Source organism: Enterococcus cecorum, from assembly GCF_052119425.1.
GTDB lineage: Bacteria > Bacillota > Bacilli > Lactobacillales > Enterococcaceae > Enterococcus_E > Enterococcus_E cecorum_C.
Genome location: NZ_JBQKFH010000007.1, coordinates 37545 through 55126, shown reverse-complemented (window position 1 = coordinate 55126; position 17582 = coordinate 37545). Strand labels below are relative to the sequence as shown.

Genomic DNA, 17582 nt, shown 5'->3' with positions numbered 1-17582 from the left:
AATCCCTGAAACATCATTTCTAAATTATTCATGCTATCTGAATCTCCCAAGGTAAGATATAATTCTTTCGTCACACGACCTGTCTTGTTTTTATATTTACCTTCAAGACTTCGATTTATTAAGCAATCTCATCCACCATTTAGCCTGTTTTCATTTTCTGTTCGCAGGATTGTAGACTTTGCTATACTGCTTTCTACCCTTAGACACTAATGCTGTCGGCTTGTGATTCGTTATACTTGGTAGTAAATACCCGTGTCTGTACTTACACCAGAAAGAAAGTGCACCATACTTGGTACACCATAAAAATCAAACTCCTTGAATGGTAGCAAGGAGTTTGACTTTATTATTTATATTTATTCTTACTATGAATTAGCCCAACCATTATTAATAACGGTATTGATAAATCAAAAAATAAATACGTTAAAAAATGTTCTTTGTTACTAAAAGGATTATATAATCCTAGTAAAACGATTAAAGTATAAGAAATTATAAAAATATCTAATTTATCTAATTTATCTAATTTTAAAAAAAGTAAATACTTTATTATCTTATGGAGCATTATATCCTATAACACCACCTACTAAACCACCTACTACAGCACAAGCTCCAGCTGCTACTCCTGTCGGGGCACATATTGCAGCTCCTAAACTAGCACCTCCCATCGCACCTTGGCCCATTCCATAAATAAAATTCTTTGCAGGACCTCCTCCTACAACTCTCTTCATTTGTTTTTCTGTTAATAATTCTCTTGTTTTCATAATATAATCTTCCATTATCTATAGTATTGTCTCTTTGACAACCATATTATTGCATAGTTATTAAGCGAGTGGGAAAATCGTTCTTAAACTGCTTAAAATCTTTCTTTCCACATAAAAGAACTTTTGTATTATTAATTCAAGAATAGATTTATGAGTGTTCAGGAATGCTTTTATGAACTTTTTTTGGGGGGTAGAGGAAAGTTGCCCAAATTTGCTCAAAAAAAATAAAAAAAATTTTTTTAGAGAATAAAAAAAGAATATTCAAGCCAAAACAAATGAGCATTGAATATTCTTTTAACGTATTAATAATAAAGGAAGTATCCTAAAACATGGTATTCAGAAACGCTTTAATCGACTTGGTTTTTGATGATGAAAAACTTCGATGGACCTCTTCAGTGAAATAGACTTCTTTTGCTTTAAAATCAGTTTTTTGAACATTTTTCAGATTGGCTAAACATGAACGATTAATTCTAGTCAACGCTTCGTATTTTTCCTCAAAATCAGTTAATTTACCATAAAATTCGTACTGGCCATTTTTAGTGGTTAAAGATAAGCGATGTGGCATAGAAGACGCTTCTAAAAAATAAATGTCATTGATGTCAAAAGTAAAGGTTTGTGAGCCTATCGAAAATACAAAGGCTTGATTTTTTGAAACCTTCGCTGCATCAATTCTTTCTTGCGCTAACAATAATAATTCGACAATTTCTTTTTTGTATTCATCATAATCTTGATCTTTTTGAACAAAACCTAATGCTTCTAGTTTTCTTTTGAAGGTAATCGGCAGTACTTCATCATGCGTAGTTACAAAAATAATTTTAGCCTGAACATCATGTTTTCTAATTATTTGTGCTAATTCCATCCCATCCATCTCTGCTTTTAAATCTACATCTAAAAAATAAATGCCTTGCTTGGGATGAAATTGTTTTAAATAAGCCTCCACTTCTGAAGGTTTTTGCGCAGACAACACGACTTCAAAGATTTCATCATGGAAAAGTATAAATTTATCAATCACTCTTTCTAACTGATGTAATTGTAAAAGGTCATCTTCGCATAAAATAATTGGGTATTTCATAAGTCCTCCTCTTTTACTATAAGAACAACATGGGCAATGAATTGTTCTGCTTCCATTTGATAATTGACAAACATATTTTCATTTTTTCTATTAATTTCTTCTATATTCGACAAACCTAAACCACTATGCCCTTTTTTGGTGGTAACCCCTTTTTGTGTTAATTGGTTAATCGATTTTTTAGCTTGGTTGCAGCTATTAATGATAGAGATTTCCATTTGTTCTTTATCCTGATAAATGGCAATGGCTAGCTCTTTTTGTTCACTTTCTTCCGCAGCTTCTAGCGCATTATCAATTAAAATACCTAGAACCCTCACAAAATCAAAGATATCCATCGGTATGTTTTGAATCACATTAGGACATTCAAAAGTACAATGAATATACTTTTGACTAGCTGTATATAATTTAGAAATCAACAAACTTTTAACATAATCATTTTTGACATTTTTTAAATAGCGGTAAGCAAATTTATCTGTTAAATATGGTTGAGAATAGTGCTCCAACGATTCAATTTTTTCTTTAAGCGCAATATCTTGTGAAAATTCGGCTTTTTCTTTTAAACTTAGAATCAAATTTTTATAATCATGTCTGAACCTCGCAGATTGTTCCTGGTCTTTTTCCAGAGAGTCTGTATATTTTTTCAGATAGATGAGCTCTTGGTTTTTGATTTTTTGATCGTAGCGTTCTTTTTGTTTAATCGTCATCCAAATGAACAAAGCCGATACAAAAAGTGTTTGTAGTACTAAAAATATTAGAATTCCTAACACAAATTGATCAAAAATTTCACGCTTATGTGCAGTATAGTCTATAAAACTAACGAAAATAATAACATACATACCAAAAAAAATAGTGAGATTAGAACTGTTTTTTTCTATCAAAGTATCAATATTAAACCTTTTGTAAAGATAAACAAATAGACCCGCTAACATATAATCAAGAATCACTTGTATGAAAATAAAAATATATGATAGATTACTATATTGATTTGATATGACAGATAGTAGCACTGTTGAACTAAAAATAAATATAAAAAAGCTGCATAATGTACATAATAAAGCTTTATTAAGTGCTATTACTCTATCTATTTTTGATTTTCTTAAAATATAGTATCCAAATGCAATAGGAATAAACTCTGTAAAGAAAATAAATATATCTAAGAAAAATTTTATTACAACCATTAACACCATTAACCAATACTTTTTTTTAGATATTTTGGCATTTGTCATATAAAATATAAAAACAAATATAAAGTTTTCTAAAAATAATTTTAATAAGTAAGCTTTTGTATCGATTAACATTAAGTTATTCCTCCCTATATTATTACGTCCTTATCCACATTTTTTAAAAAAAGAGAAGATACATTGTGCTAAATTTGATGGAACTTTTCCTACAGAACCCACATTTTTTCCCCCTACCACTTTCTCTAATTTCTCTTTTGGACATTTTTCCCATTTTAAACTTAATTTTTTCATTTTCATCATTCCTCCAAATAAATATTTACAGGAATAGTGTGCCATAACTTTCATTGTAGCGGGAAAATCATTCCTGAACAACAGCAAAATCATTCCTGAATGAACTTTATTCTTGAATATTCCCTAAATATATTAGATGCTGCTAGTTAGAATAAAACTATAAAAAGCACAAATAAAATATAGTATCCTTAAAAATCGAATATGAAAAAGCGCCCCGAAATCTCAAAACAGGGCGCTTTTTATACTTATCCAATTAAGAAAGTAGGAGCTCTAAATCTTTCAGATGCTTATTTACTTTCAATATCTTTCATCAATTCAATCATTTTTTCAGTTGCTTCACGATTACCAACGCTGCGTTCATCTAGAAGTCTTATTACTTTTTTGCCTCACCTTATTAAATACGCGAAAAAACCTCCCAAAATTTTTTGGAAGGCTTGTTGATTTATTTTTATCTTTTAGACATGCGCATACTTTTCAAATAGTGATTCTGTTAGTAACTGAGAAAAATTCACACCATCTCTCTCGCCTCTTACCGCTAACCATTCAGGAATTGTAATATTTTTTCGAATTGTCTTCTTCTCAAGGAATCTTGTAGGATCACCTTGCACTAAAGTCACAAAACTAGCTTCATCGTCTATTTGAATCTCGTGAATATCTGAGGGGATAGGCAAAGGAATATTCTCTTCAATATAATAAGACAGCATACCATCTAGCATTTCTTTTGCTTGAAACATGGCATCTTCTAAATCCTTTCCTTGCGTACCACCACTAAATTCAGGAAAAACAACTGAAAAGCCACTTTCCTCAGGTATAAAAATTGCAGGATACGTTTTCTTCATCATACATTTTCCTTTCAATACTATTTATCTAGAGTGATTCCTAAATCTTTCAATAATGATTGCTCAAGTCCTTTTTTTAAATCTTCATTTCCATGCACAGGAACAACCACTACAGGAAAGCCATCTTTTTGCAAAATATGGTGACTTCCTTTTTGTCTAACTTCTTTCCAACCATTCTTTTTAGCTAGTTTAAGCATTTGTTTCCCGGTAATTGGAAAGCAGTTCTAATAATGTCGTTATTACCAACTTCATTGGCTCCTTCAAAATAAAAAAACGGCTTACTCATCTTAAATTTTTCCTAAATATTTGTGATATTACTGCACTATCAAATTCTGGAAATACTTCCATTTTTAATAGTTGATTAATTTTAACCCACATTGGTTTATAGATATTATCAGAACTACTTCTTCCCTTTTCTTCTCCATGAATAAAAAGTTCTCCCTTCTGATAATCAGTCTTAGCAAAGAAGAATGTGTTGTCTTCCTCATCCAACGTCTCAAATATACTTGAGACGCTAACATCCATGTCTAATTCTTCCTGTATTTCTCTAATTGCAGCTAAGTGAAGGGTCTCGTTTTCTTCAACAGTTCCGCCGGGTACAACAAAATACTCTCTTCCAGCCTTTACTCTTTTTATTAGTACAACATGATTTCCTGTAGCATCAATTACAAACATGCTTGCTCTCATAGCTACTCCTCTATGGTTAAATACCCCTAATTCGTGTTCTTTACATCAGATATTATACACATTACGCGCATCATCTTCAACTAAGAGACTATTTTCATCGTATTTATCATGTGAATATGTATTTTTAGCGACTTTTTGCCTCTACTTATTAAATACGTAAAAAATCTTCAAAAGCGTGAAAAAACCTCCCAAATTTTTGGAAGGCTTGTTGATTTATTTTCATATCAAATAGTGACTCTGTTTATTTGTACCACATACAACACTTTTGAGCGACCACTAAACACGGATATCCTTTGGTGCGCAAGGGTTACAGCGATTTTTGAAACTTGCAACTGTCAAAGAATTTACAGTACTCTCCACTCTATACGATAGATTATTAAGAGACGGTAAAAAAATCCGCCATTACCGAAAACAGCGCACTATTTGAAACTAAGTGCGCTGTTTTTGTAATAATCCACTGGTGAACGTAGGTGATAACTACTTACTCGTTATCTTCCACGTCATCTATCATTTGTTGGATTTCTTCATCAGTAAAGTCATCTTTAAATGCATTTTTGACAAATTGAAAAATATAACTCGGCTCAGCTTGATTCGCTTTAAATGCAATAATTATATTTCTTGCATTTCGATTTGTTGCTTCTATTCTTCCTTCTTGCCTTCCTTTTTCCTCACCAATTTTTTCACCAATTAAGCGTTCATCTAAAAGTCTTGTTGCGTAATCCATCAATTCTCGCCTCTTTTCTGAATTTTGGTTATAATAATCAATTTCCTTCATTAATTTGCTTGCTAGGGGATTGGTTTGATTAGGCTTTTGGTTCATCACATCGATAATCCCCGCCAAATCATTTGATACTTCACCTTCCGTACCCTTTGAATTGACAAATAGCACATGTGAATACGTATCTAAACGTAAATCCCGAATCGTGTCTTCGTATTGATGGAATTGATAGCGGCGTAATCCATGACTAAACGGATCAAATGCACATAAGAAAATAACAAAACTTTCTTTCAGATCATGGAATGTTTGTCCTTTCATTAAGGTTTCATTATCAATTTGTGATTGATAATAGCGTGCACGTCTTCCTAAGTCGCCGGTATTTTCCACCTGCATTTCAATATCATAATAACGTTTTTGGTCATCTTTAACCACGGCATCAAATCGGACACCGCGAGCGGAGGTTACTGGGGTAATGTCGTGCTGGATTTCTTTATGAACAATGCTGGTAATGTTTAGTTCTGGCAAAATCGCACGGATAATCGCTAAACAGTTCTCCTCACTTTTCATAATCCAACCAAAGATAACATCGTTGGTCAATCCAAAATACACTGGATTTTTATTTTCTTTTTTCATGAAAATATCCTTTCTTCTCCACAAATTTATTATACTATAAAACCTTTTCATTGGATATCAAAAGAAGTACGAACAGTCAACTCGCCATTGGACTCAAAAAATCCAAAAATCATCTAGTATAGTATCTGGAGTATAATTTTTTTGCTGCTACTTATTAAATACGCAAAAAAATCTCAAAAGCGCGAAAAAACCTCCCAAAATTTTTGGAAGGCTTGTTCATTTATTTTTATCTTTTAGACATGTGCATACTTTTCAAATAATTATTCTGTTCTGTATCACATACAACACTTTCTCAGACGAATCAAATCCATCTATCCTTTGGCGCGCAAGGTTTTCAGAGGTTTTTATACCTTGCAACTGTCAAAGAATTTTCCTCTTTACTCAAAAAAAGCAGGTAGCGCCTTAATGCACGATACCTGCTTTGATGATTGTATTGGGATAGGTTTAAATTTGTGACCAGACGCTTTCTAAGACGTTGGTTTGGGTACGGTCTGGGCCGACAGAGAAAGTAGAGATGCGCACACCGACTAATTCAGATACGCGGCGGACATAATTACGCGCGTTTTCTGGTAAATCAGATAGGCTCTTACAGTTGGTGATATCTTCAGACCAACCTGGTAATTCCTCATAGACTGGTTTGCAGCGTTGTAATTCTTTCAAACTTGCTGGATAATGATAAATCAATTCACCATCTAATTCATAAGCGGTACAGATTTTCACTGTTTCTAAGCCACTCAAGACATCAATTGAATTCAAGCAAAGGTTCGTAATACCAGATACGCGTTTAGAATGACGCATCACAACAGAGTCAAACCAACCAACACGACGCGGACGACCGGTAGTAGTACCATATTCATGGCCAACTTCACGGATTTGGTGACCAATTTCATCAAATAATTCTGTTGGGAAAGGTCCATCGCCCACACGAGAAGTATAAGCTTTACATACCCCAACGACTTTATTAATTTTAGATGGGCCAACCCCGCTACCAATCGTTACCCCACCAGCAACCGGATTAGAAGACGTAACAAATGGATACGTTCCTTGGTCAATATCTAACATAACTCCTTGCGCTCCTTCAAACAAGACACGTTTACCTTGGTCTAGCGCATCATTTAAAATCACTGAAGTATCGCAGACATATTGTTTGATTTGTTGACCGTATTCATAATATTCTTCAAAAATATCTTCAAAGGCAATTGGATCAGCCCCGTACATTTTTTCAAATAAACGATTCTTTTCTGCTAGATTTATGCGCAGACGTTCTTCAAAGATTTCACGGTCTAATAAATCCGCAATACGAATCCCCACACGAGCCGCTTTATCCATGTAAGCAGGTCCGATGCCTTTAATCGTTGTTCCAATTTTTTTATCGCCTTTTGCTTCTTCTTGTAGGGCATCTAACTGAATGTGATAAGGTAAAATCACGTGCGCACGGTCAGAAATACGTAAATTATCCGTGGTAATATTGCGTTCATGTAAGTAAGCCAATTCCTTCACTAATGATTTCGGATTGACGACCACACCGTTACCAATCACGCTAATCTTATCTTTATAAAAAATACCAGAGGGAATCAAGTGCAATTTGTAAGTCACACCATTGAACTTAATCGTATGACCGGCATTGTCTCCTCCTTGATAACGGGCAATCACTTCCGCATTTTCACTTAAAAAGTCAGTAATTTTTCCTTTACCTTCATCTCCCCACTGGGTACCTACAACCACTACAGATGACATATGAATTCCTCCTAAATATGCTAGCAAGTTTGCTTTGAATCCTTCAAAACCTAGCTGTGCCAAAAAGCACTTCATGTACATTGTAACAAGATTTCAAAGGAGTTGCAACGAAAATTCGAATAATATTTTAAAATCGTTTTGTTTTACGACTAAAAACCGAACATTTATTTTTAACCCCTCTAAATTTACACAAAAAGACGAAAAATCAAAAAAAGATGAACCCTCGCTTGATTTGCCAAGAATTCATCTATTCTGTACTTATTCAAAAACCGCAAGAACCCCAAAATGGTCGCTGACTACGCTGCCACGATGGCCGTCAAAGATGACTTGGTACTGTTCCACGTGAAACTCTTTTGCGACAAAAATAAAGTCGATGCGCAATAAATCATTATTTTCGCGCCAACCGTCAATTTTTTTCACCACGGTAAATTCACCATAGCGTTCTTTGGCTTGTAAGAAAGTATCTTGCAAATTCAAAGGAGAAGCTAAGATTTGCGCGTGCTCAGAACTTCCCGCCGGATTATTAAAGTCACCCATTAAAATGATGGGTAATGGCGCATTTTCTAAGGCTGCGATTGTCTTTTGCCATTCGTAATCAAAGCCTAGTTCGCCCGCCCAGGAATAATGACCGCAGACCACGATGGCACTTTGGGTTTGGGCAATTAAGATTTTACGAGTTAAGTGCTTAACATATTCTTCATTGGAGGTAACGACTTCTTTAGGTGTTTGCGCCTCTTTAGATAGAATCGCTAAGCCCTCCTCATAAATATCATAACCAACATGGGCATAACTATAGCTCCAATAATAATTTAAGCCTCGTTTACGCAATGCTTGGACGATGAGATAGGCAAAATTATCTTCACGGATAGGATGCTGCTTTTCTTGCGGGCAAAAATAGTCATCCGGAATGATTTCTTTTGCGCTGATTAATTGATTGACCTCTTGTAAGGCAATAACATCCGCCTCTTGAGTGGCCAAAAAGTCCACGATTTGTGCTAACTTTTCCTTAGGCTCTGCTTCCATCCAACTGTGGGTATTTAAAGTGATTGCTTTCATATGTATATCCTCAATTCTTCATAGGTTACCACTAAAATTATACTAAAAAAACAAAGCAAGTGGCTAGTCTAAAAAACTTACCACTTGCTTTATACGAGATTATATACTTAATTTTCCAATCGTATTTCCTGATTGTTGACTGCCTTTTTGGGTAAGTTCAAAGGCTTGGATTTTATCCATATTGGTAAAGACGACAATCATCGTGGCTTTTTTGTCCGCTTGTTGTAACGCTTCTAGATCCACTTGTGCTAAGACTTGTCCGGCTTGTACTTGATCGCCTTCTTTGACTTTAACACTAAATGGTTTCCCTTCAAGACTCACCGTATCGATTCCCATGTGTACTAAGACTTCGACACCTTCTTTGGTTTCAATTCCGATAGCGTGCTTAGTAGGAAAGACGCTCTTAATCGTACCATTTACTGGAGAAACGATTGTGCCATCAGTTGGTTCCACCGCAAAACCATCACCCATCATTTTACCTGAAAAGACTGGATCTGCAACTGCTTCAATCGCGATGACTTCTCCGTTAGCCACTGCGACTAAATCCACGCTTTCCCCTGTAGCTGCGGTTTTCGCTTTCGTTTCTTCTTTGGCAGCGACGTTCACTTCAGGAATGTCCATGCCTGAGTCTAAAATATCTTGAATATCAGATTTCAATACATCAGCTTTTGGACCATAAACCGCTTGAACGCCATTGTCTTTTACAATTAAGCCCATCGCTCCGACTGCTTTCCATTGGTCTTCTTTACCGACTTTCGTATTATCTTTGACCGTTACTCTTAGACGGGTCATACAAGCATCTACATCGACAATATTTGGTTTGCCGCCAAGTAAGTTGATAATCGCAAAAGCTTGATCATTTCCTTGAACTGCGGTTGGTGTTTCTGCATTATCTGTTGTGTCTAAATCATAGTTTCCGTTACGTCCTGGTGTCGCAAAGTTGAATTTCTTGATTAAAAAGTTTGCTAAGAAGTACGTGAATACCCCAAAACCAATGGATACTAAAATAAAGTTAATTAAATCGCCGCCTAGACCTGCTTTGATGGCTAATGGTGTACGAGTGAGTAATTCAATATTCCCAAATGAGTGTACACGTAGCGAAATCAAGTCAGCACTTGCAAAGGCAGCCCCTTGGATAAAGGCATAAACCACATATAATGGGACGGCCGCAAACATAAACATAAATTCAATTGGTTCTGTAACCCCTGTTAAGAATACTGCAAGAGCGGCAGATACAAACATTGATTTATACAAATGACGTTTATCTGCATCTACATTGCGATACATTGCTAAAGTCATCCCCATCAAAATACCTGTAGAACCAATCATTTGACCTACTTTGAAACGCGCTGGTGTCCAATGGGTTAACACATATTGATATTGACTCATATCGCCAGCACCTTTTAAGTTCACCAAATCAGTGGCCCAAGCTAACCAAAGTGGATCTTGCCCGAATACTTTTGTTCCTGCTTGTGCGCCAGATAAAATTTCATAAGTGCCACCTAAGGCTGTATAGTTGATTGGAATTGTCAACATGTGATGCAAGCCAAATGGGAGCAATAGACGTTCTAAAGTACCATATAAGAATGGTGCTAAAACGGGTGCCGTATCTTGTGACTGAGCAATCCATAGTCCAAAATTGTTAATTCCTGCTTGGATGACTGGCCAAACAAAACTTAAAACAATCGCACAAATAGCTGACCATAAAATCACGACAAATGGAACAAAGCGTTTACCATTGAAGAAAGATAAAGCATCTGGTAATTTACGGTAATTATAGTATTTATTATAGGCCATCGCTCCGACAAATCCGGCGATAATCCCTACGAATACCCCCATATTTAAGGCTGGTGCTTCTAATACGCTGGTAAAGAAACCTTTGACCATGATTTTGGTACCAAATAATGTGTGGGTGAAAGCTTTTGGATCATTGAGCATTTCACTGGTTACCCCAAAAATCGAACCAGTAATCCGGTTAATTAAGACAAAAGAAATCCCAGCCGCAAATGCACCGCCAGCTCTTTCTTTCGCCCAGCTACCACCAATGGCTAAGGCAAATAATAGATGTAAGTTCCCAATAATAGCCCAACCGATGTTTTCAATGACACCGCCTGTTGTGACTAAAGCGGCTACATTTGGATTAATTAAAGGAATGGTTTTCCCAATACTAATCATTAAACCTGCAGCTGGCATTACGGCAACGACCACCATCAAGGCCTTACCGAATTTTTGCCAAAACTCAAAACTAAATAATTTTTTCATTTTATAACCTCTCTTTTTTCTGATTGCCTTTACGCAACCGATTTCGTTAACAAGATTATATACTAGATTTTTAAATTTGTAAACACTTTATTTGTTTATAACATTATGGGTTTGTTCAGCGCAACCGATTTCGCTTTTATTTCACAAATTGAAGATTGGAAGAGATAGAATAGATTTTCTTGATAGTTTACATAAAAAAATCTTGTTATCACATAGAAAAGAAATATGGATGTGCTACTTATGGAAGAGGTAAGGTCCGCCCAAACAAAACGTTCACTTCACAAAGATGGCGATACGTACTGAATTTACTTTTTTTACACTTGATGTTTACCATACAATAATGATGAAGATTGAGCCAACTGATAGACTATATACACCCTCTGATAATCCCTATATTCATTAAAAAAATTATCAAGTAACCTACCATGATGCCAAACAAGGATGTACTGAAGTTTTTCAAGTAAGAAGAGTGGGGTTTATGTATTTTTGTGTGGGTGGTGTTACCGGACCGTAGAAAAAAGCCCAGCATTTCCCATTTTTCACTTGGGTTGTGCTGGACTTTTTTAGTAATCATCGCGTCTGGAGATAGAAGCGAATTTATTGTATTCTTTTTTAAAGAGCAGCTCTACTGTACCGCGCGCGCCACTACGGTTTTTCTCAATAATGACTTCAATCACGTCGTTAACAGCTTGTTCCTCTTCATTTTTATCTTCTTCGGTGCCTTGACGTTGGTAATAATCTTCACGGTATAAAAAGGCTACGATATCGGCATCTTGCTCAATGGAACCCGACTCACGGATATCACTTAATACCGGCCGCTTATCTTGACGTTGCTCCACACTACGAGACAACTGAGAAAGCGCGATAACCGGTACTTTTAATTCTTTGGCTAATTTTTTCAATTGACGAGAGATTTCAGAGACTTCTTGTTGGCGACTTTCTCGACCAGAACCTTCAATCAGCTGCAAATAATCAATCAAAATCAAACCGAGATTCCCTTTTTCCTGTGCTAAACGCCGACATCTTGCTCGAATTTCTGAAACTTTAATCCCAGGCGTATCATCAATAAAAATACTCGTATTCGACAAACTTCCCATCGCCATAATCAAGTTATGCCACTCTTGTTCGGTCAACTGTCCTGTTCGCAAATGCCCAGCCTCAATGGTTCCTTCCGCACACAGCATCCGGTTCACCAAAGACTCGGCCCCCATTTCCAAACTAAAAATAGCCACACTGCGATCGGTCCGCGTACCAATATTTTGCGCAATATTTAGGGCAAAAGCTGTTTTCCCCACCGCTGGACGAGCCGCTAAAATAATCAATTCTTCTGGTTGCAAGCCGGCAGTCATCTTATCAAGCTCTGGATATCCCGTTGGCAGACCAGTGATATCTTCATTTTGTTGGGATAACCTATCAATATGCTCCATGGTGCTATTCAAGACATCCGCAATTGCCTGAAATCCTGTACTATTACGCTTTTCCGAGACATTTAAAATTCCTTTTTCGGCCGCCTCGACAATTTCTTCTACACTGCCTTCTTGACTGTAACCTTCTTTGACAATCTTGGTAGCCGCTTGAATCAATTCCCGTAAAGTCGATTTATCCTTCACGATTTTCGCATAATGCGCCACCCCAGAAGCAGTCGGCGTGACTTGCGATAACTCGGTTAAATAACTAATTCCACCCACATCTTCCAGAGTGTTCTCAGATTCGATTTGTGATTTTAGTGTGATAATATCGATATTTTCGTTGCGATCATTTAAGGCAATCATCGACCGAAAAATAATCTGATGGGCGCGTCGATAGAAATCTTGCGGCTCAATTACGGCCATCGCTTCGACCAAGGCCTCCGCATCTAGAAAAATGGCACCCAAGACGGCTTGTTCTGCTTCAATATCTTGTGGTGGTACATTTTCTTGCCACATTTCATTCATCAAAAACACCCCTTAAAGATTTATAAAATAACGTTAAATTGATTTCCGTTTTGAATTTTTCTCAACTAATAGTATAGCAAAGATTAGCAGGAATTTGTATAAATATATGAATAAAAAATTGGTAGCGTGAATACTACTACCAATTTACAAACACTTTAATATATTTCCCAGTCTGGATATCGCTTGGCTTGAAAATCTTCTGACGTTGCCAATACTTTCAAGATTAGCGGGGAAGCATTTTGTTCATTTAGTTCATTCAGCTCTACCCATTCTTCGCCTAAAGAATCGTTAGCCTCATTACCGTTAAGATATTTTTCTATTGCTTGATGATTGGCTTTTTCTAACTCAACTTTATATAGGCCAAAAATATGATGGTTGAATTCATCCTCGTTGATTTTTACAAATGAGTCATAGAGCGCACTGTCATAAATTTGACTCACTTGATAACTAGTTTCCTCGCTCATTTCCCGATAAAGTGTATCTAACAAGCTTTCCCCATTTTTGCGACTGCCACCAGGTAAATCATAGCGCCCATTATACGGACCTCCATGTTTTTTTACGCATAGCAATTGGTTATTACGAATACAAACACCGTACACGCCAAAATGTTCTGAAATCTTCATCTAACTCTCCTTAAACATAAAAAGAGCGCCCATATTGAATCGACGCTCCAATTTTTTCATCGTATGCTGGATTATTCTTCCACGACATGTACGCGGATTTTCGCTGACACATCATGATGTAATTTCACTTCCACATTGGTAAAACCTAATGCACGGATTGGTTGCTTCAAATCGACTTTACGTTTGTCAATTTTGATTTTGTATTGATCAAAGAATGCATCCGTGATTTGTTTAGAAGGAATAGATCCAAATAAACGGCCATCGCTTCCGGCTTTAGCTTTGATTACGACCACTGTTTCTTCTTTTTCGATAAAAGCTTTTAATTCTTTTGCTTTAGCCAATTCTTCTGCTTCGTGTTTGGCTTGAGCTTTTTGTTTGCCTTTTAATTCCGCCATGTTTTCTTTGTTGGCTTCTTTGGCTAATTTGTTCTTGATTAGATAGTTTTGGGCATATCCGGTTGGGACTTCTTTCACATCGCCCTTTTTACCTTTACCCTTCACATCTTCTAGAAAAATAACTTTCATCTGTTTCACTTCCTACTCTATTTCAATTTGCTTAACTTCATTTAAAAGCATTTCTTCAACTTTTTCAAGCGATTCGCCCAAAATTTTCGTCGCAGCATTGGTAAAATGACCACCGCCACCCAATGCTTCCATAATTTTTTGGACATTAACCTTGCCACTACTGCGTGCTGATATCCCAATAACTTCCTCATCTTGGCGGGTAATCACAAAAGCGGCCTCGACACCAATCATCGAAATCAAGGTATCCGCAGCCTTAGCCGTTGTCACCTTACCATAGATTTTGTTTTCTTTGCCCATCGCATACACAATGCCTGGTGCGCTATTTTGACAAGTACTGATTAACTCGCTCATTTCTAAATACGAATCCAAATCCGAACTCAATAGATATTGGACTTTGCTTTCATCGGCACCTTGTGATTTTAAGAAACTGGCAATATCAAAAGTCCTTGCTGAAGAACGAAACGTAAAATTCTTCGTATCGACATACATTCCCGCCAACATCATCGTTGCGACAAACTTCGAAATCCGTGTTTCACTATTTAACTGATACTCTAGCAATTCAGAAACCAACTCACTAGCAGAAGATGCAGAGGCTTCAATGTAATTTAATAATGGCTTGGCTGGATATTCTTCGCCCCGACGATGATGGTCAATCACGACAATTTTCTCAAAGGCATCATAAACTTTTTGCGAAATCGACATAGACGGACGATGATAATCCACCATCACTAGCAAGCTTTTGTTATCTAATAATTCTAGTGCTTCTTCGCTGGTAATTAATTGACTGGAAAGTTCGGGATATTGTTCAATTTCTCTCAGTCCTCGCTGCAATTCTGGTGTGACTTCTTCAGGATTAATGATGACCCAACATTTTTTATGGATTAATTTGGCAAAGCAAGCAATCCCAAAGCTCGCTCCCAAGGCATCCATATCTGGGAAACGATGACCCATGACAAAGATTTTATCGTTTTCTAAAAGGACTCGTTTTAGCGCAGTACTCATGGCTTTCGAACGGACTCTTGTTCTTTTAATCGTCGCATCACTATCGCCACCGAAAAATTGTGGACTACTCATTGGATCAGCATCCTTCACGACAACTTGATCGCCACCACGAATTAAGGCCAAATCAAGATTATCTTGTGCCACTTCACCAATTTCTTTCAGCGAGGCCTGACCATAAGCAATCCCCATACTCATCGTCAATAACAATTCACGTTCTCTAGCTTTATTTTTAAAAGTGGCTAAAAGGTCAAATTTTTGCGTCTTCATCTGCTCAATATCTGCTTCACGCGCAATAAATAAATGACGCTCAGCATTGATTCGGCGATAATAGACTTCATGCTCACTCGCCCAATCGGAAATCACCGAAGTAATCAAAGTATTGAGATACGAGCTTTCCTTATCATCTAGCTTATCAATCACATCGTCATAATTATCGATGGAAATTATTCCTATTGCAGTCATTTTTCACCCTCACTCGTACTTAGTGACATTCTTGCTGCCAAGTACGTTTCACTCTTCTTTCCTAGTCCTAATGCTATTATTTTACCACACTGCGTCAAATTTTGCACAAAAGATCGATTAATTAGGTTGTTTTGTTATTTTTGGTTTGTGATTTTATTATTTTCACGTGAAACAAAAGGCCTCCGAAAAGCGAAGGTCTGATGATTAACTAGCTTATTTCACTTAATATTTCTACAAATGATTTGGCTCGTCCAACTAGACTTTCTTCATCTAATTGCATTGCACCGGTAATGACAAATGGAGCCAGGAACTTCAAGCCAGTGTGATACGAAATGGTTTCTATCGGCTTTAATACTTCATCGACTGTAATATGCCTAGCAAAGATTAATTTCCCCTTTCCATTGTTTCTCCCAATATCTCATACAAATAGGGCACAATTTTTTCACCAGGTAAATCCGCTAAACTTGTCACCCAGCGATAATCCGTATGTTCTTGCGGGTCTAAAGTAATCGCTAAATCTTCGTTGTTTTCCGATAATTGTCCACGATACACCAGGCGCGTAAAAACCTTGTCCTTATCTACATTGCTATCTTCATGAATAACTTTGTCAATCACAATCCTTAAGCCGACCTCTTCTTGACATTCACGAATCGCCGCCTGTCTAGGAAGCTCGCCATCTTCCACCGTCCCACCAGGAATGTCCCAATAAGACGGATAAAAATTTTTCTTACCGCGCTTGATTTCGCTACGTTTGATCAACAAATACTTCTCGTTTTTTCCAATTAAACTATGCGCAATTAGCCGATTTTCCATGTGCATCCCTCGTTTCGTTTTTTTCAGTAAGAACGATTATAGCATGATTTTAAGTAAAATGGAGAAACTATCCAAAAAATATGGATGAATTTCTCACATAAGGATTAAATGACCCAAAAACTACCTCAAAAGCGAAAAAAAACACCTCAGAGCCATTCGAAGTGGTTCTGAGGTGTTGGTATTTATATTAGTCTTCGTTAACGAATGGAAGTAATCCCATGATACGTGCGCGTTTGATAGCAACTGTTAATTTACGTTGGTTTTTAGCACCAGTACCAGTTACGCGACGAGGTAAGATTTTTCCACGTTCTGAGATAAATCTCTTTAATAATTCAACATCTTTATAATCAACATGTTCAATGTGATTTGCTGCAAGATAGTCTACTTTACGACGTTTACGACCGCCTCTACGTTGTTGTGCCATTCTATTTCCCTCCTTATTACAAAAATTAATTAGAATGGTAAATCATCATCTGAAATGTCAATGCTTGATCCGCCAAGTGGTGTGTTACTTGCATCACGGTCAAAGCCAGGCATTCCACTAAATGGTTGAGATGAAGCTGGCTGATCAAAGCTATTGTTATTATTGTTAAATGGTTGTGAGACATTATTATCAAAGTTTCCGGCAGCTTGACGACGTTGATCGTTGACTGCTTTAGACTCTAATAATTGGAAATTATCGGCAACCACTTCAGTTACGTATACACGTTGACCTTGTTGGTTTTCATAATTTCTCGTTTGAATACGTCCGGTCAAACCAATTAATGTCCCTTTTCTAGCGTAATTTGCTAAGGTTTCAGCTGGTTTACGCCAAATGACACAATTGATAAAGTCCGTTTCTCTTTCTCCATTTTGGCTGGTAAAATTACGGTTCACAGCTAAACTAAAAGTAGCCACCGCAACGCCAGAAGAAGTGTAACGTAAATCAGGGTCTCTTGTTAATCTACCTACTAATACAACATTATTAATCAAGGCTATTCATCTCCCATCGTT

18 protein-coding genes are annotated in these 17582 nt (G+C 36.7%); all 18 read right to left on the bottom strand.

Translation table 11 applies throughout. From position 1 onward, the window contains the following. Positions 1-548: 548 nt before the first annotated feature. Positions 549-758 (bottom strand): hypothetical protein, encoded by a 210-nt coding sequence (locus ACTQZM_RS02835; protein WP_441652842.1) that lies wholly within the window; start codon positions 756-758, stop codon positions 549-551. Positions 759-1080: 322 nt separating this feature from the next. Beyond that, entirely contained in the window at positions 1081-1830 is a 750-nt protein-coding gene (locus tag ACTQZM_RS02830) for a response regulator transcription factor (protein ID WP_441652841.1), read from the bottom strand. Next, positions 1827-3125: a sensor histidine kinase gene (locus ACTQZM_RS02825; RefSeq protein WP_441652840.1), complete on the bottom strand. Its 1299-nt coding sequence runs from the start codon at positions 3123-3125 to the stop codon at positions 1827-1829. The genes ACTQZM_RS02830 and ACTQZM_RS02825 overlap by 4 nt, the downstream gene beginning before the upstream one ends. Positions 3126-3155: 30 nt before the next feature. After that, complete coding sequence (locus ACTQZM_RS02820) at positions 3156-3299, bottom strand: EntF family bacteriocin induction factor (RefSeq protein ID WP_441652839.1); 144 nt, start codon at positions 3297-3299, stop codon at positions 3156-3158. A gap of 455 nt (positions 3300-3754) precedes the next feature. After that, a complete protein-coding gene (locus ACTQZM_RS02815; RefSeq protein WP_441652853.1) occupies positions 3755-4138 on the bottom strand; it encodes a type II toxin-antitoxin system HicB family antitoxin in 384 nt (127 codons plus the stop codon). A gap of 20 nt (positions 4139-4158) precedes the next feature. Then, positions 4159-4335: a type II toxin-antitoxin system HicA family toxin gene (locus ACTQZM_RS02810; RefSeq protein WP_441652838.1), complete on the bottom strand. Its 177-nt coding sequence runs from the start codon at positions 4333-4335 to the stop codon at positions 4159-4161. An 85-nt stretch (positions 4336-4420) separates the two neighbouring features. Continuing rightward, positions 4421-4825 (bottom strand): NUDIX domain-containing protein, encoded by a 405-nt coding sequence (locus ACTQZM_RS02805; protein WP_441652837.1) that lies wholly within the window; start codon positions 4823-4825, stop codon positions 4421-4423. A gap of 481 nt (positions 4826-5306) precedes the next feature. After that, positions 5307-6176: an Rpn family recombination-promoting nuclease/putative transposase gene (locus ACTQZM_RS02800; protein WP_441652836.1), complete on the bottom strand. Its 870-nt coding sequence runs from the start codon at positions 6174-6176 to the stop codon at positions 5307-5309. A gap of 444 nt (positions 6177-6620) precedes the next feature. Further along, positions 6621-7913: an adenylosuccinate synthase gene (locus ACTQZM_RS02795; RefSeq protein WP_047241769.1), complete on the bottom strand. Its 1293-nt coding sequence runs from the start codon at positions 7911-7913 to the stop codon at positions 6621-6623. Between the two features lie 258 nt (positions 7914-8171). Further along, positions 8172-8969, bottom strand: coding sequence for an endonuclease/exonuclease/phosphatase family protein (locus tag ACTQZM_RS02790; protein WP_047334523.1), 798 nt, complete (start codon positions 8967-8969; stop codon positions 8172-8174). A 99-nt stretch (positions 8970-9068) separates the two neighbouring features. After that, positions 9069-11231, bottom strand: a complete 2163-nt coding sequence (locus tag ACTQZM_RS02785; RefSeq protein WP_441652835.1) for a PTS transporter subunit IIBC — start codon at positions 11229-11231, stop codon at positions 9069-9071. A 563-nt stretch (positions 11232-11794) separates the two neighbouring features. Continuing rightward, on the bottom strand, positions 11795-13165 hold the full coding sequence (dnaB, locus tag ACTQZM_RS02780) for a replicative DNA helicase (RefSeq protein ID WP_289538954.1): 1371 nt from the start codon (positions 13163-13165) through the stop codon (positions 11795-11797). Positions 13166-13320: 155 nt separating this feature from the next. Continuing rightward, entirely contained in the window at positions 13321-13788 is a 468-nt protein-coding gene (locus ACTQZM_RS02775; protein WP_047334527.1) for an NUDIX hydrolase, read from the bottom strand. Between the two features lie 71 nt (positions 13789-13859). Further along, the gene (gene rplI, locus ACTQZM_RS02770; RefSeq protein ID WP_016250461.1) at positions 13860-14312 is read right to left on the bottom strand and encodes a 50S ribosomal protein L9; all 453 of its coding nucleotides are present in this window, start codon (positions 14310-14312) and stop codon (positions 13860-13862) included. Positions 14313-14324: 12 nt separating this feature from the next. Next, positions 14325-15776, bottom strand: coding sequence for a DHH family phosphoesterase (locus ACTQZM_RS02765; protein ID WP_441652834.1), 1452 nt, complete (start codon positions 15774-15776; stop codon positions 14325-14327). 384 nt (positions 15777-16160) lie between these two features. Next, positions 16161-16589 (bottom strand): NUDIX hydrolase, encoded by a 429-nt coding sequence (locus ACTQZM_RS02760; protein ID WP_441652833.1) that lies wholly within the window; start codon positions 16587-16589, stop codon positions 16161-16163. 187 nt (positions 16590-16776) lie between these two features. Then, positions 16777-17013, bottom strand: a complete 237-nt coding sequence (gene rpsR, locus ACTQZM_RS02755; RefSeq protein ID WP_016250466.1) for a 30S ribosomal protein S18 — start codon at positions 17011-17013, stop codon at positions 16777-16779. Positions 17014-17042: 29 nt separating this feature from the next. Next, entirely contained in the window at positions 17043-17561 is a 519-nt protein-coding gene (gene ssb, locus ACTQZM_RS02750) for a single-stranded DNA-binding protein (protein ID WP_016250467.1), read from the bottom strand. Between the last annotated feature and the right edge of the window lie 21 nt (positions 17562-17582).

Coding starts and splice junctions, on each gene's coding strand:
- ACTQZM_RS02775 (WP_047334527.1), bottom strand. CDS start 13,788: ATGAAGATTTCAGAACATTTTGGCGTGTACGGTGTTTGTATTCGTAAT.
- rplI (WP_016250461.1), bottom strand. CDS start 14,312: ATGAAAGTTATTTTTCTAGAAGATGTGAAGGGTAAAGGTAAAAAGGGC.
- dnaB (WP_289538954.1), bottom strand. CDS start 13,165: ATGAATGAAATGTGGCAAGAAAATGTACCACCACAAGATATTGAAGCA.
- ACTQZM_RS02790 (WP_047334523.1), bottom strand. CDS start 8,969: ATGAAAGCAATCACTTTAAATACCCACAGTTGGATGGAAGCAGAGCCT.
- ACTQZM_RS02800 (WP_441652836.1), bottom strand. CDS start 6,176: ATGAAAAAAGAAAATAAAAATCCAGTGTATTTTGGATTGACCAACGAT.
- rpsR (WP_016250466.1), bottom strand. CDS start 17,013: ATGGCACAACAACGTAGAGGCGGTCGTAAACGTCGTAAAGTAGACTAT.
- ACTQZM_RS02785 (WP_441652835.1), bottom strand. CDS start 11,231: ATGAAAAAATTATTTAGTTTTGAGTTTTGGCAAAAATTCGGTAAGGCC.
- ACTQZM_RS02765 (WP_441652834.1), bottom strand. CDS start 15,776: ATGACTGCAATAGGAATAATTTCCATCGATAATTATGACGATGTGATT.
- ACTQZM_RS02835 (WP_441652842.1), bottom strand. CDS start 758: ATGAAAACAAGAGAATTATTAACAGAAAAACAAATGAAGAGAGTTGTA.
- ACTQZM_RS02810 (WP_441652838.1), bottom strand. CDS start 4,335: ATGCTTAAACTAGCTAAAAAGAATGGTTGGAAAGAAGTTAGACAAAAA.
- ACTQZM_RS02825 (WP_441652840.1), bottom strand. CDS start 3,125: ATGTTAATCGATACAAAAGCTTACTTATTAAAATTATTTTTAGAAAAC.
- ACTQZM_RS02820 (WP_441652839.1), bottom strand. CDS start 3,299: ATGAAAAAATTAAGTTTAAAATGGGAAAAATGTCCAAAAGAGAAATTA.
- ACTQZM_RS02805 (WP_441652837.1), bottom strand. CDS start 4,825: ATGAGAGCAAGCATGTTTGTAATTGATGCTACAGGAAATCATGTTGTA.
- ACTQZM_RS02760 (WP_441652833.1), bottom strand. CDS start 16,589: ATGGAAAATCGGCTAATTGCGCATAGTTTAATTGGAAAAAACGAGAAG.
- ACTQZM_RS02815 (WP_441652853.1), bottom strand. CDS start 4,138: ATGAAGAAAACGTATCCTGCAATTTTTATACCTGAGGAAAGTGGCTTT.
- ACTQZM_RS02830 (WP_441652841.1), bottom strand. CDS start 1,830: ATGAAATACCCAATTATTTTATGCGAAGATGACCTTTTACAATTACAT.
- ACTQZM_RS02795 (WP_047241769.1), bottom strand. CDS start 7,913: ATGTCATCTGTAGTGGTTGTAGGTACCCAGTGGGGAGATGAAGGTAAA.